This window comes from Georgenia sunbinii, assembly GCF_036421875.1.
In the GTDB taxonomy this organism is placed as follows: Bacteria; Actinomycetota; Actinomycetes; order Actinomycetales; family Actinomycetaceae; genus Georgenia_B; species Georgenia_B sunbinii.
Genome location: NZ_JAZGOL010000002.1, coordinates 403878 through 425066, shown reverse-complemented (window position 1 = coordinate 425066; position 21189 = coordinate 403878). Strand labels below are relative to the sequence as shown.

At 70.9% G+C, this 21189-nt stretch carries 15 protein-coding genes and 3 tRNA genes; 6 read left to right on the top strand and 12 right to left on the bottom strand.

The features are described 5' to 3' along the window. Window positions 1-49 precede the first annotated feature (49 nt). The 3 genes from V2J52_RS06310 (at window position 50) to V2J52_RS06300 (ending at window position 350) form a co-directional block, all read left to right on the top strand. Window positions 50-122, top strand: a tRNA-Glu gene (locus V2J52_RS06310). 34 nt (window positions 123-156) lie between these two features. After that, a tRNA-Asp gene (locus V2J52_RS06305) sits at window positions 157-230 on the top strand. Between the two features lie 44 nt (window positions 231-274). Beyond that, window positions 275-350 (top strand) — tRNA-Phe (locus V2J52_RS06300). 30 nt (window positions 351-380) lie between these two features. Here V2J52_RS06300 and V2J52_RS06295 read toward each other — a convergent pair. Both V2J52_RS06295 and V2J52_RS06290 read right to left on the bottom strand, forming a co-directional pair. Then, window positions 381-1085, bottom strand: a complete 705-nt coding sequence (locus V2J52_RS06295) for a hypothetical protein (protein ID WP_331226827.1) — start codon at window positions 1083-1085, stop codon at window positions 381-383. Window positions 1086-1201: 116 nt separating this feature from the next. Next, window positions 1202-6247 carry an ExeM/NucH family extracellular endonuclease gene (locus tag V2J52_RS06290; protein WP_331226826.1) on the bottom strand — a complete coding sequence of 1682 codons (5046 nt, stop codon included), beginning with the start codon at window positions 6245-6247 and terminating at the stop codon, window positions 1202-1204. A gap of 314 nt (window positions 6248-6561) precedes the next feature. Here V2J52_RS06290 and V2J52_RS06285 point away from each other — a divergent pair, with 314 nt between their 5' ends. Both V2J52_RS06285 and V2J52_RS06280 read left to right on the top strand, forming a co-directional pair. Continuing rightward, on the top strand, window positions 6562-6987 hold the full coding sequence (locus V2J52_RS06285; protein ID WP_331226825.1) for a phage holin family protein: 426 nt from the start codon (window positions 6562-6564) through the stop codon (window positions 6985-6987). Continuing rightward, on the top strand, window positions 6984-7304 hold the full coding sequence (locus V2J52_RS06280) for a DUF3618 domain-containing protein (RefSeq protein WP_331226824.1): 321 nt from the start codon (window positions 6984-6986) through the stop codon (window positions 7302-7304). Before V2J52_RS06285 ends, V2J52_RS06280 begins: the two co-directional genes overlap by 4 nt. A 38-nt stretch (window positions 7305-7342) precedes the next feature. On the opposite strand, the gene V2J52_RS06275 is transcribed toward V2J52_RS06280, so the two are convergent. After that, complete coding sequence (locus V2J52_RS06275; RefSeq protein WP_331226823.1) at window positions 7343-7549, bottom strand: BldC family transcriptional regulator; 207 nt, start codon at window positions 7547-7549, stop codon at window positions 7343-7345. A 369-nt stretch (window positions 7550-7918) separates the two neighbouring features. On the opposite strand from V2J52_RS06275, the gene V2J52_RS06270 reads away from it, so the two are divergent. Continuing rightward, window positions 7919-8104: a DUF3073 domain-containing protein gene (locus V2J52_RS06270; RefSeq protein WP_331227122.1), complete on the top strand. Its 186-nt coding sequence runs from the start codon at window positions 7919-7921 to the stop codon at window positions 8102-8104. 159 nt (window positions 8105-8263) lie between these two features. Here the strand turns inward: V2J52_RS06270 and purM are convergent, their stop codons facing one another. The 9 genes from purM to V2J52_RS06225 form a co-directional block, all read right to left on the bottom strand. Next, window positions 8264-9373 carry a phosphoribosylformylglycinamidine cyclo-ligase gene (gene purM / locus V2J52_RS06265; RefSeq protein ID WP_331226822.1) on the bottom strand — a complete coding sequence of 370 codons (1110 nt, stop codon included), beginning with the start codon at window positions 9371-9373 and terminating at the stop codon, window positions 8264-8266. After that, the gene (gene purF / locus V2J52_RS06260) at window positions 9370-10902 is read right to left on the bottom strand and encodes an amidophosphoribosyltransferase (RefSeq protein ID WP_331226821.1); all 1533 of its coding nucleotides are present in this window, start codon (window positions 10900-10902) and stop codon (window positions 9370-9372) included. Before purF ends, purM begins: the two co-directional genes overlap by 4 nt. A 57-nt stretch (window positions 10903-10959) precedes the next feature. Continuing rightward, window positions 10960-11343, bottom strand: coding sequence for a hypothetical protein (locus V2J52_RS06255; RefSeq protein ID WP_331226820.1), 384 nt, complete (start codon window positions 11341-11343; stop codon window positions 10960-10962). Between the two features lie 54 nt (window positions 11344-11397). Continuing rightward, window positions 11398-11778 (bottom strand): sterol carrier family protein, encoded by a 381-nt coding sequence (locus V2J52_RS06250; protein WP_331226819.1) that lies wholly within the window; start codon window positions 11776-11778, stop codon window positions 11398-11400. A 34-nt stretch (window positions 11779-11812) separates the two neighbouring features. Then, entirely contained in the window at window positions 11813-14050 is a 2238-nt protein-coding gene (locus V2J52_RS06245) for a bifunctional metallophosphatase/5'-nucleotidase (RefSeq protein ID WP_331226818.1), read from the bottom strand. 103 nt (window positions 14051-14153) lie between these two features. Then, on the bottom strand, window positions 14154-14864 hold the full coding sequence (locus V2J52_RS06240; protein WP_331226817.1) for a copper homeostasis protein CutC: 711 nt from the start codon (window positions 14862-14864) through the stop codon (window positions 14154-14156). A 78-nt stretch (window positions 14865-14942) separates the two neighbouring features. Then, window positions 14943-16280, bottom strand: a complete 1338-nt coding sequence (gene gdhA, locus V2J52_RS06235; protein WP_331226816.1) for an NADP-specific glutamate dehydrogenase — start codon at window positions 16278-16280, stop codon at window positions 14943-14945. A 92-nt stretch (window positions 16281-16372) separates the two neighbouring features. Continuing rightward, the gene (gene purL / locus V2J52_RS06230; protein ID WP_331226815.1) at window positions 16373-18673 is read right to left on the bottom strand and encodes a phosphoribosylformylglycinamidine synthase subunit PurL; all 2301 of its coding nucleotides are present in this window, start codon (window positions 18671-18673) and stop codon (window positions 16373-16375) included. 354 nt (window positions 18674-19027) lie between these two features. Next, a complete protein-coding gene (locus V2J52_RS06225) occupies window positions 19028-21055 on the bottom strand; it encodes an acyl-CoA dehydrogenase family protein (RefSeq protein ID WP_434056391.1) in 2028 nt (675 codons plus the stop codon). Window positions 21056-21189: the final 134 nt, after the last annotated feature.

The window sequence follows — 21189 nt, the reverse complement described above, 5'->3', positions numbered from 1 at the left end:
TGATCCAGGTCTTGGGGCGTCTCGGCGTCACGGGCGTCCAGCAGAACGGGCCCCCATCGTCTAGCGGCCTAGGACCCCGCCCTTTCACGGCGGTAGCACGGGTTCGAATCCCGTTGGGGGTACGGATAGTATGGCAAGCAGGAAGCCTCACCACGAGGCCCCGTAGCGCAGTTGGTTAGCGCGCCGCCCTGTCACGGCGGAGGTCGCGGGTTCAAGTCCCGTCGGGGTCGCGAGCGGAAGGCCCGGTCAGAAATGACCGGGCCTTCTCTTACCAGGCTCTGTAGCTCAGTTGGTAGAGCGTTCGACTGAAAATCGAAAGGTCACCGGATCGACGCCGGTCGGAGCCACCACGAGAAGCCCCCGCTACGGCGGGGGTTTTCTTATCCCCGGTGACCGGGCAGCTGCCTCGACACGTCGGCCGGGTTGCCGCTCAGCTCCCGGACCGGCTCGCTCGCCGCGACCGCAAGCGCTCCGACGCCTACCCCGCTCGCGGCGCGCGCGATCTGCGCCACCACGTCCTGCGGAGGCGTCCGTCCGGTGCCGACAAGCCACGGCCCCACGCTGCCCGCGGCGTAGGCGCCCACCGGCCTCGCAGCAGCGGCCGCTTGGCCGCTGCGCGACAAGAAGTGCAGAGGGCCCATGAAGTGGATCGCGCTTCGCGTCCACCAGTACGCCCGCTTGGTGCGGCTCACGTCGCCGGCGGTGCCGGTCTGCTTGCTGTACCGGTGAGCCCCGGTCAGCGGGACCAAGGTTCCGGGAGCGATCTGCTCGTAGCGGATGACGTAGGGCCGCAGCCCCACCCCCACCGACCCGACGACCAGACCGCGCTCGCAGACGAGCAGCCGCTCGCTGCTCAGCAGCAGCCAGATCACCAGTCCGATCAGCGCGAACGCGATCGTCGGGGCCACCGCGAGGGCAGCGGTCTCCCCCGGATTGATGAAAGTGATCGCCGACATCACCGCCCACGAGACGACGAATCCCACTCGCGTCCCGGTACCCGGGATGTCGCCGTACGCGTGCAGCACCGCACCGACGTCGCCACGGTGTCGTTGCTCTGCTCGCCGTACTCGACGCGTGTGGTTCACCGGTCTCCTCGCCCCTTGCTGCGGCGCGCGGTTGCACCCCGCAGCAAGGCTACCCACTCACGGGCCGAGCTCCGCACCAGGGATGGTGCGGAGCTCGGCCCCTCAGGTGGAGCGGGTCAGGACGCGTTCTGCGGGGTGCGACGCACTCCCAGCGTGTCCTTGCCGTCGCCGTTCCAGTCACCGACGTAGACCTCGTCGGTCGCGTGGCCGAAGAGCAGCCCGAAGTCCGCCGGCCCACCGGCCAGCGAGTTCCTCACGTGGTACTCCCGGCCCCGACGGACAGCGAAGGTGTCGCTGCCGTTGCTGTCCCAGTCACCGGCGAGGGTGACGTCGTCCGGGCGGCCGTAGGTGAAGACGCTGTCGGCGTCCCCGCCACGTAGCGAGTTCTTCACGTGGTAGGTCGCGCTACGGCGCACCGCGAAGGTGTCGGTCCCGTTGCCGTCCCAGTCACCGACCATCACGTCGTCGCCAGGCCGGCCGTACGTGAAGACCACGTCGGCGTCCCCGCCGCGCAGCGAGTTCTTCACGTGGTAGGTGTCGCCACGACGGACCGCCAGCGTGTCCACGCCGTCGCCGTCCCAGTCACCGACCAGCACGACGTCGTCGGGCCGGCCGTAGGTGAAGACCTGCTCCGCCGGGCCGCCCTGCGGGGCGTTGCTGACGAAGAACCGGTCTCCACGGCGCACCGTGATCGAGTCGGTCCCGTCGCCGTTCCAGTCACCGATGAGCACCTCGTCCGCGGCCCGCCCGTACTGGAAGGCGTGGTGCGCCCTCCCGGACCAGTCGTCGGACAGGAAGAACCCGTACCGCTGGGCGGGCGGGGCCGGCTCGCCGGCCTCGATGGAGACCGGGAGCTCGATCGTCGTGCCGCTGGGTGCGGCCACCAGCTCGAGGCTGTACTCCCCTTCGAGGTCGGCCGGGACGGTGAAGGTCACCGTCGCCGAGCCGTCGGACACCGGTGCGGTGTGCACCGCCTCGCCACGCTCACCGGACGTGAGGTAGATGGCAAGCTCGGTGTTGTCGGGGCTCCCCAGCGAGGTGAGGTCGAGCTTGCTGACCTCGAAGGAGATCTCCTCGCCGGCGACCAGCTCGCTCGGCAGCGGGTCCACGATCGCGGCACGACGGGCGAAGTCCGGCGACAGCGGCGAGCTCTCCTCGATGTACGTCATCCAGGCGTCGCGGTCGATGAGACCGGTCGGCTGCACGTCGGTCGCGCTCTGGAACACCGTGAAGTTGTCCCCGCCCTCGGCGAGGAAGGAGAACGTCCCGATCCGGTACTCGGCCGCCGGGTCGAGCGGGGCGCCGTCGATCATCACCGAGGTGATGTGGGAGCCGCGCTCAGCGTCCGGGTCGTAGGTGTAGGACACGTTGTCCGACAGTCCCAGGTGCAGGAAGGTCCGCGAGGAGGTCTCGGGCTGCCACTGCTGCTCGAGCATCTCGGTGAACTGCGCACCGGTGAGGGTCACCGTCCACAGGTCGTTGAGGAACGGCAGCACGGCGTTGGCCTCCGCGAAGGTCACCTCACCGTCCTCCTCGTCCCCGCCGGCCGCGTAGAGCAGGTCGGCCCGCAGCCCGCCGGGGTTGACGACGCCGATCTGCGCGCTGCCCAGGCTCTCCTCGCTCAGCGTGTCGCGCAGCGCGTTTCCGACGAGGTTGCCGAGCGTCGACTCGCTGCCGCGGTCGTCGCGGGCATCGGCCGCGCTGAACGCCGTCGTGATGTCGGCGGTGATCTCGCCGACGACGACGCCGCCCTCGATCTCGGCCTGCTCGAGCGCCGCGTCGAGGATCGTCTTGACCTCGGCGACGCGCGGGTAGGTCTCGACCAGCTCGGTCATCGGCGTCTGCGACACGCCCACGTTGCGGCGGCCGTAGTCGATGACGTCACCGGTCTCGGCGTCCACGGTGAGCACCACCTGGGAGACGAACTCCCCGTAGCTCTCACCCTGGACGACCGGCCGGAACTCACCGTCGCTGCCCGGGATCGGGCCGTCCCAGGCGTACACCTTGTGGGTGTGGCCGTTGAAGATGGCGTCGACCGCGCTGCTGGTGCCGTTGACGATGCCGGCGAAGGTCTCGCTCGAGGCGACCTCCTCCTCCAGCGTGGAGGCGTTCTCGTCGAAGCCGGCGCCCTCGTGGTAGCTGGCGACGATGACGTCGGCCTCACCGTTCTCCGGGTCACCGTCAGTCAGCTCAGTCGCGACACGGTTGACCGCCTCGACGGGGTCGCCGAAGGTCAGCTCCGCGATCCCGCCGGGCCTGACGAGGCTCGGAGTCTCCTGGGTGACGGCGCCGATGATGGCGACCGTCAGGCCCTCGACCTCGACCGTGGCGTACTCCGGCAGTGCCGGCTCACCGTTCTCGAGGTAGACGTTGGCACCGAGGTGCTCGAAGTCGGCCCAGTCGCTCACCTGGCCGGTGAGGTTGGTGAAACCGCCGTCGAACTCGTGGTTGCCGACCGTGGAGGCCGCCATGTCCAGCGCGTTGAGGATGCGGACAGTCGGTTCGTCCTCCTGGAGGGAGGACGTGAACAGCGAAGCACCGATGTTGTCGCCGGAGGAGAAGAAGATGGTGTTCTCCTCGCCCTCCTCGGCGCGCAGCTCCTCGATGGTGCCGGCGAAGGCGAGCGTGTCGTTGCCGGTCACCTCACCGGCCTCGTTGGTGTCGTAGTCGAACAGCCGGCCGTGGAAGTCGTTGATCCCCAGCAGGTTGATGTCGACGGTCGTCGGCTCCGGCTCGTCGGCCAGCAGGTCGATCCCGACGATGATCGGGTCGTGGTCGCTGGAGCGGTACGGCGAGTCGTCGTGGAAGTCGGTGACGTTGTAGTTGTACCGGCTGTACTCGAAGGCGATCGACTCGTAGGCGTTGATGTTCCAGATGTCCGCCCCGGTCACCGCGGCGGTGGCCGCCTCGCTGCCGAGGACGTGGTCGAGGGAGCCGACCATCGAGCCGAAGGAGTAGGTCGACTTCTCGGTCAACGTCTGACCGAGGTTGGTGTAGTCCGCCTCGTCGAAGACCATCATCGGGTCTTCCTGGGTGTAGGAGTTGAAGTCACCCACGAGGAAGACCAGCTCGGTGCCGGCGGTGGCCGCGACGTCGTCGGCGAACTCGGTGAGCGCGGTCGCCTGCCGGATGCGGTCGGGGTTCGAGGCTCCCTGACCGTCGCCCTGGTCGGCGTTCTCGCCCGAGCCCGAGCCCTTGGACTTGAAGTGGTTGTTGATGGCGACGAAGGTGTCGGCGTCCACGATCACGTCGCCGGACTCGTCGACGGGGGCGAACTCCTGGGCCATCGGCTCACGGGCGTTGGAGAACGCGTCGCTGCCGATAAGGATCTCGGTGTCCCCGACCGGCGCGATGGCGTCGGTCTGGTAGATGAAGGCGTTGCGGATGACGTCCTCGTCGGCCGGGAAGTCCGGCGCCGACTCGACGTAGGCCCAGGTGCCCTCGCCGGCGTCGGTGTTCAGCGCGTCGACGAGGCCGGCCAGGGCGTGGTCGCGGTCCTCTGGCGCGTTGCCCTCGACGAAGCTGATCGAGTTCTCGATCTCCTGGAGCGCGACGACGTCGGCGTCCAGGGCGGTGATCGCCGAGACGATCTTCTCGGTCTGCCGCTCGAGATTTTCGGTGTCGAAGGCGCCGCGGACGTCGCAGTTGCGCGCCGTCGTCGGGTCCCCCTCGCGGTCACCGTAGAACTGGCAACCGGCCTCCTCGGTGCCGAGGCTAGTGAAGTAGTTGAGCACGTTGAAGGTGGCCAGCGTGACGTCCCCGCCGACGTCGGCCGCTGCCGCCGGCCGGGTGCTGTCCCAGCTGATCGGCTGGACCTCGGCCGCGTTCGCGCCGGTGAGGCGGCTCTGCGGCTGGAGGTTCCAGGTGGAGTCCTGGTTGGCGATGGTGCGACGGAAGTCGAGGATCACCGGGCCGGTGAACTCGACCGGCGCGTCGACCCGCACGGGGTCGGCCGGGTCGAGGTAGGCGACCGGGGTGGTGTGGTCGTCGAAGTCGAAGTTCGTCCAGTCGTGGCTGGAGCCGTCGTCCATCCGGATCTCGCGGTCGGCGTTCGCCGCGACGAGCTCGGTGTACTCCGCGGTGCCGGGACGCACGACGTCGGTCGGCTGGACGAGCGGGGTGTCCCCGGCGGCCAGGCCGACCCAGCCGAACCTGTTGGTGTGGTAGGTGTCGGTGACCGTGAAGTCGCCCTGCGGGGCGAGCAGCATGGACTCGAAGGCCTCGCGCTCGTCGACCGCCGGAAGCTCGATCTGGGCCGGGACGACGTCGTCGTGCTCCTCGTCGAGCACGGTGAAGGACGCCGCGGCGATCTGGGTGAGGCCGAAGTACTCACCAGCGGTACCGGTCACCTCGACGAAGTCCCCGACCGCGACATCGGCGGCGAGCTGCGTGCCGCCACCGAAGACGAAGATGCCGTGCGAGGCGTCATGGCCCTCGAGGTCACCCCCGGTGCCCTCGGTCTGGATGAAGGCGCCGTTGAAGCCGCCCTCGGCGTAGGCGCCGGTGACGACGCCGCGCGTGGTCACCGTCTGGTTGTTCAGGGGGGTGGTGTCGCCGCTCCCCTGGATCTCGGCGATCGGGACCACCTCACCCGGCTCGGGGTCCGGGTCCGGGTCCGGGTCGGGGCCCGGGTCGCCGCCGGTGTTGATCGTCCCGAACGAGCTCGCGACCGGACCAACCCAGCTGCCATCGATGCGCTGGAGCGACTGGCCGACCGGGGTGGAGCTGGACTGCTCGACGCCGATGTCCGTACTGGTCAGCCCGGCCGCGGGACCGCCGACCGCTGCGAAGGTGCCCTCGTAGGAGAGGTACTCGACGACGGATCCTTCGGCGTCGACGAGAGCGACGCCGTCGGGAGACCCGTTCTGGATCCCGTTCTCGGGGTACACCTGCACGACGACGCCGGTGTCGTCGACGACCCCACTGAGGGTCTTGGTGTCGTACGGCGACCCGTTGTTGCCGTTGTAGAGGACGATCTGCCAGCCGCTGAGGTCAGTACCGACCGGCGCCTGGACCTCGATGGACTCACCGATATCCGTGCCGTCGTTGTCGTAGTGAATCTCACTGATGAAGACGTCGCCGTCGGTCGTGACTGCCGAGGCGGCGGGAGCGAGGGCAACGAGGGGAGAGAGAACGAGGCTCGCGACAGCGAGCCCAGCCACCCTCCCTCGACGTCGTCCCGGGGGAACGTGGCTACTCACATGTACTCCTTCGCCGGCTGGAGAGAGCCGGAATCTGTCGGGCAGAACGCCGAATGGGGGCGGAGGGAACAGCGCCTCTCATGATGAGGCCTACGTCACCCTCCGTCAACGTCTCACATTGCGAGACATCGAGAATTCACCGAATCGTTACCTCGGGTTCGCCGCCGGCACTGGGCGTCCGAGCAGGAAAAACGTGCACCCGCGGACGATGACGGCAATCATGGGCCGTACAGCAGTAGGTCAACAGCGCGTCACGCGCGGAGAAGAGGAATCGCGTGAGCCCCCAGGCATCACAGGACCGCAGCAATCGAGAGGAGCCCAAGGCGACCGTCGGTGAGCTCGTGGCGCGGATCTCCGACCAGTTCTCACGGATCCTGCGTGGCGAGATCCAGCTCGTCCAGCTCCAGCTCACCGAGAAGCTGAAGAACGTCGGCGTCGGTGCCGGCCTCTTCGCCGGCGCTGGACTGCTTGCCTTCTTCGCGCTCGGCACGCTCATCGCCGCCGCCGTCCTCGGCTTGGCCGTCGCGCTGCCAGCATGGCTCTCGGCGATCATCGTCGGGGTCGCCCTGCTCCTGGTAGCCGGGATCCTCGCCCTCATCGGCAAGAATCGACTGCAGGCAGGTGAAGCGCCGTCGGCAGAGGCCGCCAAGGCGAACCTCAAGGCCGACCTCAACGCCGTGAAGGAAGGGCTCCGCTCATGACCGCCGACGACAAGCGCAGCACGCAGCAGATCGAGACCGACCTCGAACGTACCCGCGAGGAGCTGGCCAGGTCCGTCGACCAGCTGAGCACGATGATCGACCCGCGCGTGCAGATCCAGGGGGCCAAGGACAACCTCAAGGCCGCCCTCGACCGCAGCAAGGACTCAGCGCAGCACGCGGCCGAAGGCGCCGGCGCCAAGGCCAGGTCGCTGCTCGAGGAGGTCAAGCAGGGTGACCCGAAGGCGATCGGGACGGTCGGGGCAGGCCTCGCCATCGTCGCGGCCGCCGTCACCATCCTCGCGCGCCGCGCTCGCTGAGCCGGAACGTCCGCCCGGACCTGGCCGCGGCCGCCGACTCAGGCGTCGCGGCCGGCCGGTCGGGGCACGCCACCGAGCAGCGCCTCGACCTCTGAGCTGCGGTAGCGCCGGTGCCCGCCCAGCGTCCGCAGCGCGGTGAGCTTGCCGGAGTTCGCCCAGCGGGTGACCGTCTTGGGGTCCACGCGGAACTTCGCCGCCACCTCACCCGGCGTCAGCAGCGTGTCGTCATGTTGCGTGGTGCCCATCTCAAACCTCAGTCCCTGACGTCGGGGCAGCCTGCCCCGCGGAAGCGGTCGGCGCGGCCTCGAGGTATCTCGTGGCCTGCCCGTGAGATCTCACCGTAACCATGGCGAACCGGGTGAAATACGGACGATAGTCCCAGTCGGTCCTCGCCCGCCGACGGCGCCTCGCGCCTCCGTCTCACCCCACCGGGGAGCGCCCTGAACGGCCAACGGACCGCTGCCGACACCCGGAGTGACCTGCGTCGCCGCCACCAGATGGCTCCGAAGGCCCTCGACCATGTAACGTTGAGGGTACGAACCATGACCATATGCACGGGGCCGCACTGGTAACACAGTGCCCGCCCCGCTTCTACGTTGGAGGGGGTCGACGCCATGGGGCGCGGCCGTCAGAAGGCCAAGCAGACGAAGGTCGCTCGCCAGCTGAAGTACTACAGCCCGGAGACCGACTACCGAGCCCTGGAAAAGGAGCTCACGTCTCACGAACGCGACCGCGAGGGTCGTGAGTATGAGATCCCCTCCGCCGAACCCGACGACGGGTGGGGATCGGACTCGCGCTGAGTCGGCACAGCTGACCGCAGTTCTCGCGGCGGGCTACCAGGCCCGTCGCGGGTTCTTGCGCACCCGCCCGGCCGGGCCCTCGAGGCCCCGGTGGCACTCGGCGAGGTCCCGACCGCGGGGCAGCCCGGCAGGAGCCCCACGGCTCCCGCCGTCGCCGGCTCAGCTGCGGTAGCTCCCGTGCATGCGCACGGCGCCGCCACGCATCCCCTTCGTCCCGGTCACCAGGTCGGCAACGGCGTCGTCCGCCGCTGCCCGGACCGAGCCGAGCTCCCACGCCGGGATCCCGGCGGCGATGCTGCCTGCCACCAGCGCGGCGGCGTCGTCCGGGGCGACGACGGCGACCATCCCCACGCCGAGGTTGAGCGTCTGCTCGAGGTCGGCCCACTCGACCGGCCCGAGGCGACCGATGAGGTCGAAGATCGGCGGCACCTGCCACGAGCCACGCTCGATGTCGGCTACCAGGCCGGCCGGCAGCACTCGGGCAAGGTTCGCGGCCAGCCCGCCGCCGGTGACGTGGCTGAGCGCGTGGACGTCAACCGTCTCGATGAGGTCGAGGCACGGCCGCGTGTACAGGCGGGTGGGCTCGAGGAGCTCCTCACCAAGAGTGCGGCCGAGCTCGGGCACCTCCCGGTCGAGCTGCCACCCGCTGACCTCCAGCACCCGCCGTACCAGCGAGTAGCCGTTGGCGTGCAAGCCCGAGGAGGCCATCGCCACGAGGACGTCGCCCTGCCGCACACGCTCGGGGCCCAGGACACGATCGGCCTCGACGACCCCGGTGACGGCGCCCGCGACGTCGTAGTCCTGCGGCCCCAGCAGCCCGGGGTGCTCGGCGGTCTCCCCGCCGATGAGTGCGGTGCCGGTGAGCGCGCACGCCTCGGCGATGCCGCGGACGATCGCCGCGATCCGCTCGGGCACGACCTGTCCGCAGGCGATGTAGTCGGTCATGAACAGCGGCCGGGCGCCAACGACGACGATGTCGTCGACGACCATCCCGACGAGGTCGTGGCCGATGGTGTCGTGCACGTCCATCGCCTGGGCGATCGCGACCTTGGTGCCCACGCCGTCGGTGGAGGTCGCGAGCAGCGGCCGGCGGTAGTCGCGCAGCGCGGAGACGTCGTACAGCCCGGCGAAGCCGCCGGCGCCGCCGACGACGTCCCCGCCCTGGGTCGCCTTCAGCGCGCCCTTCATGAGCTCGACGGCGAGGTCGCCGGCGGCGGTGTCGACTCCCGCGGCGGCGTAGTCGATGGGGGTACGGCTGTCGTTGCTCACGGCGCTCCGGTCGTCGAGGGGCTGCTGGCCCTGCGCGGGGGCAGGATGTTGTAGGTGTGGTCCCCGGCGGCGCGATCGCCGGCGTGCAGCCGCTCGGCGCCGACGTCGATGGGGTAGTCGCCGGTGAAGCAGGCGGTGCACAGCCGCTCGGCCGGGATCGCGGTGGCCTCGACCATGCCCTCGGTGGAGATGTAGCCGAGGGAGTCCGCACCGAGGTGGTCGCGGATCTCGTCGATGGTCAGCCCGTTGGCGATGAGCTCGGCCCGGGTGGCGAAGTCGATGCCGAAGAAGCAGGGCCACTTCACCGGCGGGGAGGAGATCCGGACGTGGATCTCGGCCGCGCCGGCCTCGCGCAGCATCCGCACCAGCGCCCGCTGGGTGTTGCCGCGCACGATCGAGTCGTCGACGACGACGAGGCGCTTGCCGGCGATGACCTCGCGCAGCGGGTTGAGCTTGAGCCGGATGCCGAGCTGGCGGATGGTGTCGGTGGGCTGGATGAAGGTGCGGCCCACGTAGGAGTTCTTCACCAGTCCTTGCGCGAAGGGCAGCCCGGACTCCTGGGCGTAGCCGATCGCCGCCGGGGTGCCGGACTCCGGGGTGGGGATGACGAGGTCCGCGTCGACCGGGTGCTCGCGGGCGAGGGCGCGCCCCATCTCGGTGCGGGCGGCGTTGACCGACCGGCCGGCGATGGTGGTGTCGGGCCGGGCGAGGTAGACGTACTCGAACACGCAGCCGCGCGGCTTGGCTGCGGCGAACCGGTGGGAGCGCAGCCCGTCGGCGTCGATGACGACGAGCTCCCCGGGCTCGACCTCCCGCACGAAGGTCGCGCCGACGATGTCCAGCGCCGCGGTCTCCGAGGCCACTGCCCAGCCGCGCGGCAGCCGGCCGAGCACCAGCGGCCGGAAGCCGCGCTCGTCTCGCGCCGCGTACAGGGTGTCCTCGTCCATGAAGACCAGCGAGAACGCCCCCTCCAAGGTCGGGAGCACCTCCAGCGCGGCCTGCTCGAGCGAGTTTGCGGGTGCGTCGGGAAGGCTGGCGAGCAGCGCGGTGATCACGGCGGTGTCGGTCGAGCTGCCCCGGCCGAGCTCGCCGGTGAGGTCGGTGCCGGACCTCTCGCGGACCTGCGCCATGAGCTGGCGGGTGTTGGTGAGGTTGCCGTTGTGGGCGAGCGCGACGGTGCCGGAGCCAGCCGGCCCGAGGGTGGGCTGGGCGTTCTCCCAGGAGCTGGCGCCGGTGGTCGCGTAGCGAGTGTGGCCGACCGCGATCTCGCCCGTGAGCATCGACAAGGTGCGGTCGTCGAACACCTGGGACACCAGCCCCATGTCCTTGTAGACGAGGATCTGCTCGCGGTTGCTGACCGCGATCCCGGCTGACTCCTGGCCGCGGTGCTGCAGGGCGTAGATCCCGAAGTACGTCAGTCGCGCGACGTCCTCGCCGGGGGCCCAGACCCCGAACACGCCGCACTCGTCCTGCGGGCCCCTCTCCCCTGGGAGAAGGTCATGGCTGAGCCGTCCGTCTGCGCGTACCACGTCCCATATCGTCCCACACCGCACCGTCTGTCGTTCACCCGCACCAGCGGGTGGTCGTCAGCGGCGCTTGCGCAGCGAGCGCCGGTCGGCCCACAGTGCGGTGACGAGCCCGAGCACGATACCCGCGCTGCCGAGGCTGAGCAGCAGCAGGAAGAACAGGTTCCGGCCGGTGATGCCGTCGTCGGAGACGCTGACCAGCGTGAGGACGAGCGAGGCCACCGCCCCGAGGAGAAACCCGACGACGGCGAACCGTCCGTAGCGCGGGGCACGGCGGCGCCGGGTCGGGTCAGCGACGTCGACGACCCGACGGACCGGCTCGTCCGAGGCGGACCCTTCCGGCTCGGCGGTCGTCGGCTCGTCCGCCGCGGGGGCGGGCTGGTCAAGATTGTGGTCGGGCTGGGGCGCCTGGTCGGCGGCGGGGTCCGGGCTGGTGCTGCTCACCGTCTTAACCTAACCCGGGCGCCGCGAGCCCCTGGCGCGTCGCCGCGGGCGCCGTCACCGGGTGATGAGCGGGAGCACGCTCGACAGGTCGGCCCGGATACCGGAGGCACTGACCCGTCCCTCGCTGACGGCGTCGTCCCAGCCGAGCCGGCCGGTGGCCAGCCGGAGCCAGGTGACCGGGTCGGTCTCGACGACGTTCGGCGGCGTCCCGCGGGTGTGCCGTGGCCCGGCGATCGCCTGGGTGGCGCCGTGGGGCGGCACCCGGACCTCGACGCTGTTGCCCGGCGAGCCCACCGCGAGCTCCTCGAGGGTGAAGCGCACCGCGGTCCGCACCACCGGCACCGGGCAGGGCTGGTCGCCGTCCCCGTCCTGCGCCGTCAACCACTGCCGCAGTGCGGCGATGCCCTCACCGGGGTCGATCCGTCGTCGTGCCACCCCGCCACCGTAGCCGCGGCGGGGTGCGCGGCGGCTACTCGGCCAGGACCCGGCGTCGCCGCGTGGCGGTGACGAGCGCCGCACCGAGCGCGACGAGCAGCGCGCCGCCGAGGAGGGGGGCGTTGGTCTCGGCGCCGGTCGACGGCAGGTCGTCGGCCGCCGTCGGCGCCGGGGTCGGGGCGGGCGGTGTGGTGGGCGCGGGCGTCGTCGGTTCCGGGGTGGGGGTCGGGGTGGGTGCGGCCTCAGCGGCCAGGTAGACGTCGAACCACACGTAGTAGCCGTTGACCTCGTCGGTCGCCTGCAGCTGCCACACCGCTGGGTCACCGAGCCCCTCCACCTGCGGGACGGTGACCCTCAGCTGGGCCCGCCCCACCTCGTCGGTGGTGTCCACGATGGCGTTGTCCACGTCGACGGCGCCGAGGTCGATGACCTCGTCGCTGCCCGGGTTGATCAGCGCGAGCGTCAGCTCTGCCGGCTTCGGCTCGTCGGTGCTGAAGGACAGCGACGACAGGTCGACGGCGATCTCGTCGCCCGGGCTGTAGGCCGTCTCCTGGGCCGAGACCCAGTGCACGCCGATCGCCCGCTGCACGGCGGGTGCCTCGACGGGCTCGTGGGCGGCGAAGTAGTCGACGAACGCCACGAGGTCCACGAGCCCGCTGTCGGCGACGTTCTGCCCCTCGGTGAAGGTGGTGAAGCTGTCGCCGCCGGCGGCGAGGAACGAGTTGGTGACGACCCGGTAGGTCGCTCCCGCGTCGAGCGGGGCGCCGTCGAGGCTCACCTGGCTGATCCGCTCGCCGGCTGGCGCTTCTGGGTCGTACAGGTAGAACAGTCCCTCGCTGACACCGAGCTTGAGGAACGGGCGGCTGGAGCCCTCCGGCTGCCACTGCTCCTCGAGGATCTGCACCACCTGCGCGCCGGTGAGGTCCAGCGTCACCAGCGTGTTGCCGAAGGGCTGGGCGGTAGCGACCTGCTGGAAGGTGACCACGCCGTCGTCGTCGCCCGTGACGTCCGCGCGGATCCCGCCCGGGTTCATGAACGCGATCTGCGCCGGGTCGTCAGGGAACTGCTGCTCCAGCGCCCACAGCTGGGCGTCGGCGATGAGGTTGCCGATCGTCGACTCCCCGCCGCGGTTCTCGCTGCCGTCGGACTGCTGCGCCCGGTTGAGGTCACGGGAGATGGTGCCGACCGGCACCTGTCCCAGCACGTCGGCGGCCTCCTCGGCCTCCGCGACGATCGCGGCGACGGCGTCGACCACCTCGTTGTCCTCGAGCACCGGGTACTCCTCCAGGCTGATGAGGTCGGTCGCCGCAGCGATCACGCTGCTGGCGTCCGGGTCCCAGGTGAGCGTGATGCTCCCGAGCGCCTCGCTGAACGACCCGGTCTGGATCACCGGCAGCGGTGCGGCGCTGTCCCGGTCGATGAGCGCCTCGTAGGCGACGTGCGTGTGTCCGGAGAACACCGCGTCGATGTCCGGGTTGGCGACGGCGCCGTTGACGAGCTCACCGAACGGCGTCGTCGGGCCGGTGATGTCCTCGATGGCGGCGGTGGGCGCGCCGTCGTGCGCGAGGACGACGACGAGGTCCGCCTCGCCCTCGAGGTCCGCTGCCGCCTCCTCGACGGCGTCGGCCATGTTGCCGAAGTCGAGCCCCTCGATCCCCGAGGGCGTCACCAGCGAGGGCATCGTCGGCGTCAGCGCCCCGATGAAGCCGACCGCCACCCCGTTGACGGTCTCCACGACGGTGGTCGCGTCGAACTCCTGGACACCGTCGCGGGTGACGTTCGCGGCCAGGTAGGGGAAGCCGGCCGGCTGCCACCCGGGGACCGGCGGGTCGGCGTCCGGCTCCCCGGGCCGGCCGTCGATGCGCTGGTGGAGGATGTCGGTGCCCTGGTCGAACTCGTGGTTGCCGAGAGCCGAGGCGTCCAGCCCCATCGCGGCCAGCGCCTGGATCGTGGGCACCTCGTCGTTGATCATCGAGACGAAGGTCGAGGCGCCAAAATTGTCGCCCGCGGAGACGAACAGGGTGTCCTCGTTCGCCGCGCGTGCGTCCTCGACCGCGGAGGCCAGCGCGACCGCGCCGTTGCTGTCGCGGGTCGAGATCCGGCCGTGGAAGTCGTTGATGCCGACAAGGTCCACGACGACGTTGCCGTCGTCATCGACGTCGGCGCCGGCTGGCACCGCAGCCAGACCGACAAGCACCAGCCCGAGCGAGGCGGCAGCGGCGACGGAGCGGCGGGCGGCTCGCCGGCTCCGGAAGGCGGGATCAGGGCGCATGGTGGGTCCTCGGAGCAGGCGACGCGTGTGGGACCCGTCACACTAGCGGCCAGGCCCGACAAGCGGAAGGCTTCGCCGGCGACGTCCGGCGGCCCGCTCGGCGTCAGCCGGCGCGGAGCGCGGCGACAGCCGCGGCGACCAGCTCCGGGGACGTGACGTCATAACCCCCACGCCCACCGCCGGGACCAGCCGGGCCGGCGTCATCGACCGGGGTCCGCGCCGAGAGGTGGAGCGCGGCCACGCCGGTGGCGACGAGGTCGGGGATGTGCTCGGCCCGCACCCCGCCACCGGCCATGACCTCGAGCCGGCCGTCAGCTGCCTCGACCATGCGCCGCAGCATGGCGGTACCGGCCGGTGCGGTCCGGGCGCCGCCGGAGCTGAGGACGCGTGACACCCGCAGCCTGGCGAGCGTCTCGACGCCGGCAGCCGGGTCCGCCAGCACGTCGACGCAGCGGTGCACGGTGACCTCGCGTCCCTCGGCGGCGTCACGCAGCGCCGCGAGCGCGTGCCGGTCGAGCAGGTCCTCGGCGGTGAGCGCACCGACGACGACGCCCGCGGCGCCGGTGTCCACGATCGCCTCGATGTCCCGCACCATCAGCGTCACCTCGGTGGCCGAGTAGCGGAAGCCACCGGTCCTGGGCCGCACGAGCACGTGCACCGGGATGCCGGTGGCGACCACGGCCTCAACCATCGCGATGCTCGGGGTGAGCCCGCCGAGCTCGAGTGCCGCGCACAGCTCGACCCGGTCCGCGCCGGCGGCGAGCGCGACGGCGGCCCCGGCGTCGTCCTGCACCGCGACCTCGAGGGTGGGCACCGTCGTCGTCACATCCCTGCCCGCCCTTCCGGATCCGGCCACACGTCGGTCACCAGCACGGCCCTGCGAACGGGTCGATCAGATGATCCCCTGAGCGAGCATCGCGTCCGCCACCTTGGTGAAGCCGGCGATGTTCGCGCCGATGACGTAGTCCCCCGGGCGGCCGTACTCCTCCGCCGTGGCGGCGCAGCGGGCGTGGATGTCGCTCATGATGCTGGCGAGCCGCTCCTCGGTGTACTCGAAGCTCCACGAGTCCCGGCTGGCGTTCTGCTGCATCTCCAGCGCGGACGTCGCCACCCCGCCGGCGTTGGCCGCCTTGCCGGGGGCGAACAGCGTGCCGGCGTCCTGGAAGAGCCGCACCGCCTCCGGCGTCGTCGGCATGTTCGCGCCCTCGGCGACGGCGATGACATCGTTCTTCAGCAGCGCACGGGCGTCGTCCACGTTGAGCTCGTTCTGGGTCGCGCAGGGCAGCGCGACGTCGGTCGGGACCTGCCAGATCGACGAGTCGGTCACCAGCCGCGACCCCGGACGGCGCTCGACATAGTCATTGGCGCGACCACGGTGGTTCAGCTTGACGTCCTTGACCAGCTCGAGGTCCACCCCGGCCTCATCAATGACGTAGCCCGAGGAGTCGGAGAAGGCGATGACCTTGCCGCCGAACTGGTTGATCTTCTCGATGGCGTAGATCGCGACGTTCCCGGAGCCGGAGACCGTGACCGTACGACCGTCGAAGCTCTGCCCGCGGGTGGCGAGCATCTCCTCGGCGAACATCACGGTGCCGTAGCCGGTGGCCTCGGTGCGCACGAGGGAGCCGCCCCAGCTCACGCCCTTACCGGTGAACGTGCCGGACTCGTAGCGGTTGGTGATCCGCTTGTACTGGCCGAACATGTAGCCGATCTCGCGCTGCCCGACGCCGATGTCACCGGCGGGGACGTCGGTGTACTCACCGAGGTGGCGGTAGAGCTCGGTCATGAAGGACTGGCAGAACCGCATGACCTCCTGGGCGCTGCGGCCCCGGGGGTCGAAGTCCGAGCCGCCCTTGCCGCCACCGATCGGCAGCCCGCTGAGCGAGTTCTTGAAGATCTGCTCGAAGCCGAGGAACTTGACGATCCCCAGGTAGACCGACGGGTGGAAACGCAGCCCACCCTTGAAGGGGCCGAGCGCAGAGTTGAACTCCACCCGGAAGCCACGGTTGATGCGCACCCGGCCGGCGTCGTCGACCCACGGCACCCGGAAGATGATCTGGCGCTCCGGCTCGCAGAGCCGCTCGAGCACCGCGGCGTCGACGTACCGCGGGTGCTTGCGCAGCACCGGACCGAGCGACTCGAAGACCTCCTGGACGGCCTGGTGGAACTCCCCCTCCCCCGGGTTCCGGCGCAGGATCTCCTCATATGCGTGCTCGAGCTGGTCTTCCACCTGGTGGCCACTCCTTGACAGTCGAGGGACGAAATCGCGTGCCCGCTCGTCGGTGGTGACCACCGCCGACGGATGCGGCGGGACAGCGTAATTCACGCGAAGCGCTGCGGCAGCGTCGTGTCCACGACGTGGCGCAGCTCGGGCAGCGGCAGCGCACCGACACCGGCGATGTCGAGCGTCGTCCCGGCGTCGTCGGTGGTGCCGATCTTCAGCGCCGGGACACCGCGCGCGGTGCACAGGTCCTGCAGGCGCACCTCCTGGCTGCGCGGGACCGCGACGAGCGCACGGGCACCCGACTCGGAGAACAGCGCGGTGGCGAGGTCGACGCCGTCGCGCTCGCACAGCGCCGCGAGGTCGACGGTGGCGCCGATCCCGAACCGCAGGCAGCTGTCGACCAGCGACTGGGCGAGCCCACCGGTGGAGAGGTCGTGCGCGGACTCGACGATCTCGTCGCGGGCACCATGGATGAGCACCTCGGCGAGCTGGCGCTCGGCGGCAAGATCGACCGCCGGCGGCATCCCCCCGAGGTGGTCGTGCACGACGTCGGCCCACGCGGAACCGGACAGCTCGGTGGCCGTCGTGCCGAGCAGGAAGATCGAGTGGCCGGCCGCGAGCCAGCCCGACGGCGTCGCGAGCGTGACGTCGTCCATCACGCCGAGCACGCCGACGACGGGCGTCGGGTTGATCGACGAGTCGATCCGGCCCGGCTCGCCGGTGCCGTTGTACAGCGAGACATTGCCACCGGTGACCGGGATCTCCAGCACCTGGCAGGCGTCGGCCAGCCCGGTGATCGCCTCGACGAGCTGCCACATCGCGTCCGGGTCCTCCGGCGAGCCGAAGTTCAGGCAGTCGGTCACCGCCCGCGGCCGCGCGCCGACGGTGGCGACGTTGCGGTAGGCCTCGGCGAGCGCCTGCTTGGCCCCGGTCGCCGGGTCGAGCTTGGTGAAGCGGTGGTTGGCGTCGGTGCTGATCGCCACCCCGAGGCCGGTGGCCTCGTCGACGCGGACCACGCCGGCGTCGTCGGGCTGCGCGAGCGCGGTGTTGCCCTGGACGTAGCGGTCGTACTGGTCGGTGATCCAGGACTTGCTGGCCTGGCTGGGGGCGGACACGAGCGCGAGGAGCTGGGCCCGCAGGTCATCCGGCGTGCTCGGCCGCGCCAGCTGCTCGGCGGTGTCGGCGTTGAGCGCGTCCTGCCAGGTGGGCCGCGCGTACGGGCGGTCGTAGACCGGGCCGTCGTGGGCGACGGTGCGCGGGTCGACGTCGACGATCCGCTCGCCGAAGTGGTCGATGACCAGCCGACCGGTCTCGGTGACCTCACCGATGACCGAGCTCTCGACGTCCCACTTGCGGGCGATCTCGAGGAAGGTGTCGAGCTGGTCGGGCCGGACCACGGCCATCATCCGCTCCTGCGACTCCGACATGAGGATCTCGCCGGCATTGAGCTCCTCGCGCAGCAGCACCTTGTCGAGCTCGACGTACATGCCGCCGTCGCCGTTGGAGGCCAGCTCGGAGGTGGCGCAGGAGATGCCCGCCGCACCGAGGTCCTGGATGCCCTCGACGACCTCGGCGGCGTACAGCTCGAGGCAGCACTCGATGAGCAGCTTCTCCATGAAGGGGTCGCCGACCTGGACGGCGGGCCGCTTGGTGACCCCGCCCTCCTCGAAGGTCTGGCTGGAGAGGATCGAGGCACCGCCGATACCGTCGCCGCCGGTGCGGGCACCGAACAGCACGACCTTGTTCCCGACGCCGGAGGCGTTGGCGAGGTGGATGTCCTCATGACGCAGCACGCCGACGGCAAGGGCGTTGACGAGCGGGTTGCCCTGGAAGGAGGAGTCGAAGTCGACCTCGCCGCCGATGTTCGGCAGCCCGAGGCTGTTGCCGTACCCGGCGATCCCGGCGACCACGCCGTGGACGACGCGCGCGGTGTCGGGGTGGTCGATGGCGCCGAAGCGCAGCTGATCCATGACGGCCACGGGTCGGGCGCCCATCGAGATGATGTCGCGCACGATGCCGCCGACGCCGGTGGCCGCCCCCTGGTAGGGCTCGACGAAGCTCGGGCTGTTGTGCGACTCGACCTTGAAGGTCACCGCCCAGCCGTCACCGATGTCGACCACGCCGGCGTTCTCGCCGATCCCGACGAGCAGGTGGCGCTTCATCGCCTCGGTGGTCTTCTCGCCGAACTGGCGCAGGTGGTTCTTGGAGGACTTGTAAGAGCAGTGCTCGGACCACATGACCGAGTACATCGCGAGCTCGGCGGCGGTGGGACGCCGGCCGAGGAGAGCGACGATCTGGTCGTACTCGTTCTCCTGGAGCCCGAGCTCGCGGTAGGGCAGCGCCACCTCGGGGGTGGCGGCCGCGTTCGCGACGGTGTCGGGCTGATGAGCGTCGGACATGGGACCCCCGGGGCGGGAAGCAGAAGGCAGCACGGCGTTCAGGGTACCGCCGGTGCGCCGCACGGCCTATCGCGTCCCACTCCCACCACCCGCCCAACACGCCGAGAGCAGGATTGTCCACGCCCACCCAACGCCCACCCCACGCCGAGAGCGGGATTGTCCACGCCCACTCCCAACGCCGGGAGCAGGATTGTCCGCAGCTAGCTGCTGGGCATCGTTCGGGGATAAGTCGGCTGTCGCAGACAACTCTGCTGTCGCAGACAAGTCTGCTGTCGGGGACAAGTCTGCTGTCGGTGGGGTGGGTGCGGGCGCGGGCGCGGTCGCGGTCGCGGTCGCGGTCGCGGGGGAGGGTGGTCAGCGGGTGGGGACGGCGCGCTCCTGGCGGGCGTGCTCGGCGGCGTCGCGCTGCCGGACAGCCTCGGCTCCGCTGGCGATCGGCGCGCGCAGGTGCTCGTCGGTGTAGCCGAAGGCGTCGACGAGATCGACGGCGTGCGGCCGCAGACGGTCGAGGAGCCGGTTGATGTAGCCAGTGACCGCCCGGGCACGCTGCGCGGTGATCCGGCCGTTGGTGAGGTACCACGCGAGGTTGTGCTCGATCCGCTCCAGCCCGTACAGGTCCCGCAGCCAGGTGAGGACGGTGCGGGTACGGCCCTCGGGGAGGGTGGCGAGAGCCGCGGTGAACGCCTCCCACTGGAGCAGCTCGGCATGGGCCTGGGCCGCCCCGATGAGGTCGTTCTGGTGAGCGTTGAACACCACCGCGGCCTGGGCCGCCGGGGCGTCCTTGACGCCGCGGAGCTCGCCGGCGATCTCCGCGACCATCGTCTCGACGCGGTCCTCGAGCAGCTCGCGCTGGGTGTCGGCGTCGCGCAGCTGACCGGCGGAGCGTGCCATCGAGCCGGAGTCGTGGATGGACTGGGCGGCGCGGCGCAGCGGCGTGCGGTGCAAGGTCATGTCCGCCGCACGGGCGGCGACGTAGCGCGCGGCGCCGGCGACGTCGATCTTCGCCATCGCCTTGCCGTAGTCGGTGAGCAGCCGCTTGCCGACGAGCTGGAGCAGGACGTTGTTGTCACCCTCGAAGGTGACGTAGACGTCGAAGTCCCGGCGCCAGGACACCAGCCGGTTCTCGGTCATGTACCCGGCCCCGCCGCACGCCTCGCGGCTCTCCTGGAGGGCGTCGAGCGCGAGCCAGGTGGTCGTCGGCTTGAGGGCGGCCGCCATCGTCTCGAGGTCCTGGCGGGAAGCGTCGTCGTCGTGCTCCCCGGAGAACACCTCGTGGTAGCGCTCGAGCAGCTGCTGCTGGGCGAAACCGGCGGCGTAGGTGCGCGCGAGCAGCGGCAGCAGCCGGCGCTGGTGGCGCTGGTAGTCCAGCAGCACGACCTCTTCGTGCTCGTCTGCACCGGTGAACTGGCGTCGTTGGTCGCCGTAGCGCACCGCGACCGACAGTGCCGCCTTGCTCACGCCGACGGCGGCACCCCCGAGCGAGACCCGGCCCTGGACGAGGGTGCCGAGCATCGTGAAGAACCGGCGGCCGGGGCTGGCGATCGGCGAGGTGTAGGTGCCGTCCGGCGCGACGCTGCCGTAGCGGCCGAGCAGGCTGGTCCGCGGCACCCGGACGTGGTTGAACCACAGCTGCCCGTTGTCGACGCCGTTGAGACCCCCCTTGGGCCCGTCGTCGTGGCCCGACACCCCGGGCAGGAACTCGCGCGTGCCGTCGCCGGCCACCCGGCGGATCGGCACGTAGAGGGCGTGGACGCCGTGGCGGCCGGCATCGGTGACGAGCTGGGCGAAGACGACGGCGGCCATGCCGTGGACGGCGGCGTTGCCGATGTACTCCTTGCGCGCCGACGCCACCGGGGTGTGGATGACGAACTCGTCGGTCGCCGCGTCGTAGGTCGCCGTCGTGCCGATGGACGAGACGTCGGAGCCGTGGCCGGTCTCGGTCATCGCGAAGCATCCGGGCACGACGAGGTTCATGATGTCCGGCAGCCACCGCCGGTGCTGCTCGGGGGTGCCGAGCTGCAGCACCGCGGAGCCGAACAGCCCCCACTGCACGCCGCCCTTGATCTGCAGCGACGGGTCGATGAGGAAGAGCTCCTCGAAGCCGGCGAGGTTCCCGCCCGGGTCACCGCCGCCGCCGACCTCGCTCGGGAAGCCGCGCAGCACGTCACCCTTCTCGACGAGCGTGCTGAGCTGCTGGAAGACTGTCTCGCGGTGCTCGTCGACCGTCTGGTCGAGCACCTGCCGCAGCTCGGGGTCGAGGGCGAGGTCGCGGGCGGCGCGGCGCTGCTCGCGCCACCGGCCGTCGAGCAGGTCACCGACCGTCCCGCCGTCGATCCTTTCGACGTCGTCGCGGCGCGTGGCGGCCGCCGAGGCCGGGCTCATCGCGGAGACCGCGGTGCGGACCGCGAGCTGGGGCAGCGTGCCGTCGGCCGCGCCGATCTCGGGCGGGACCGAACGGGCGCTGCGGTCACGGTCGAGGGACGCGGCGTCGTCGTCGTGCTGCGGTACGGGGGCGG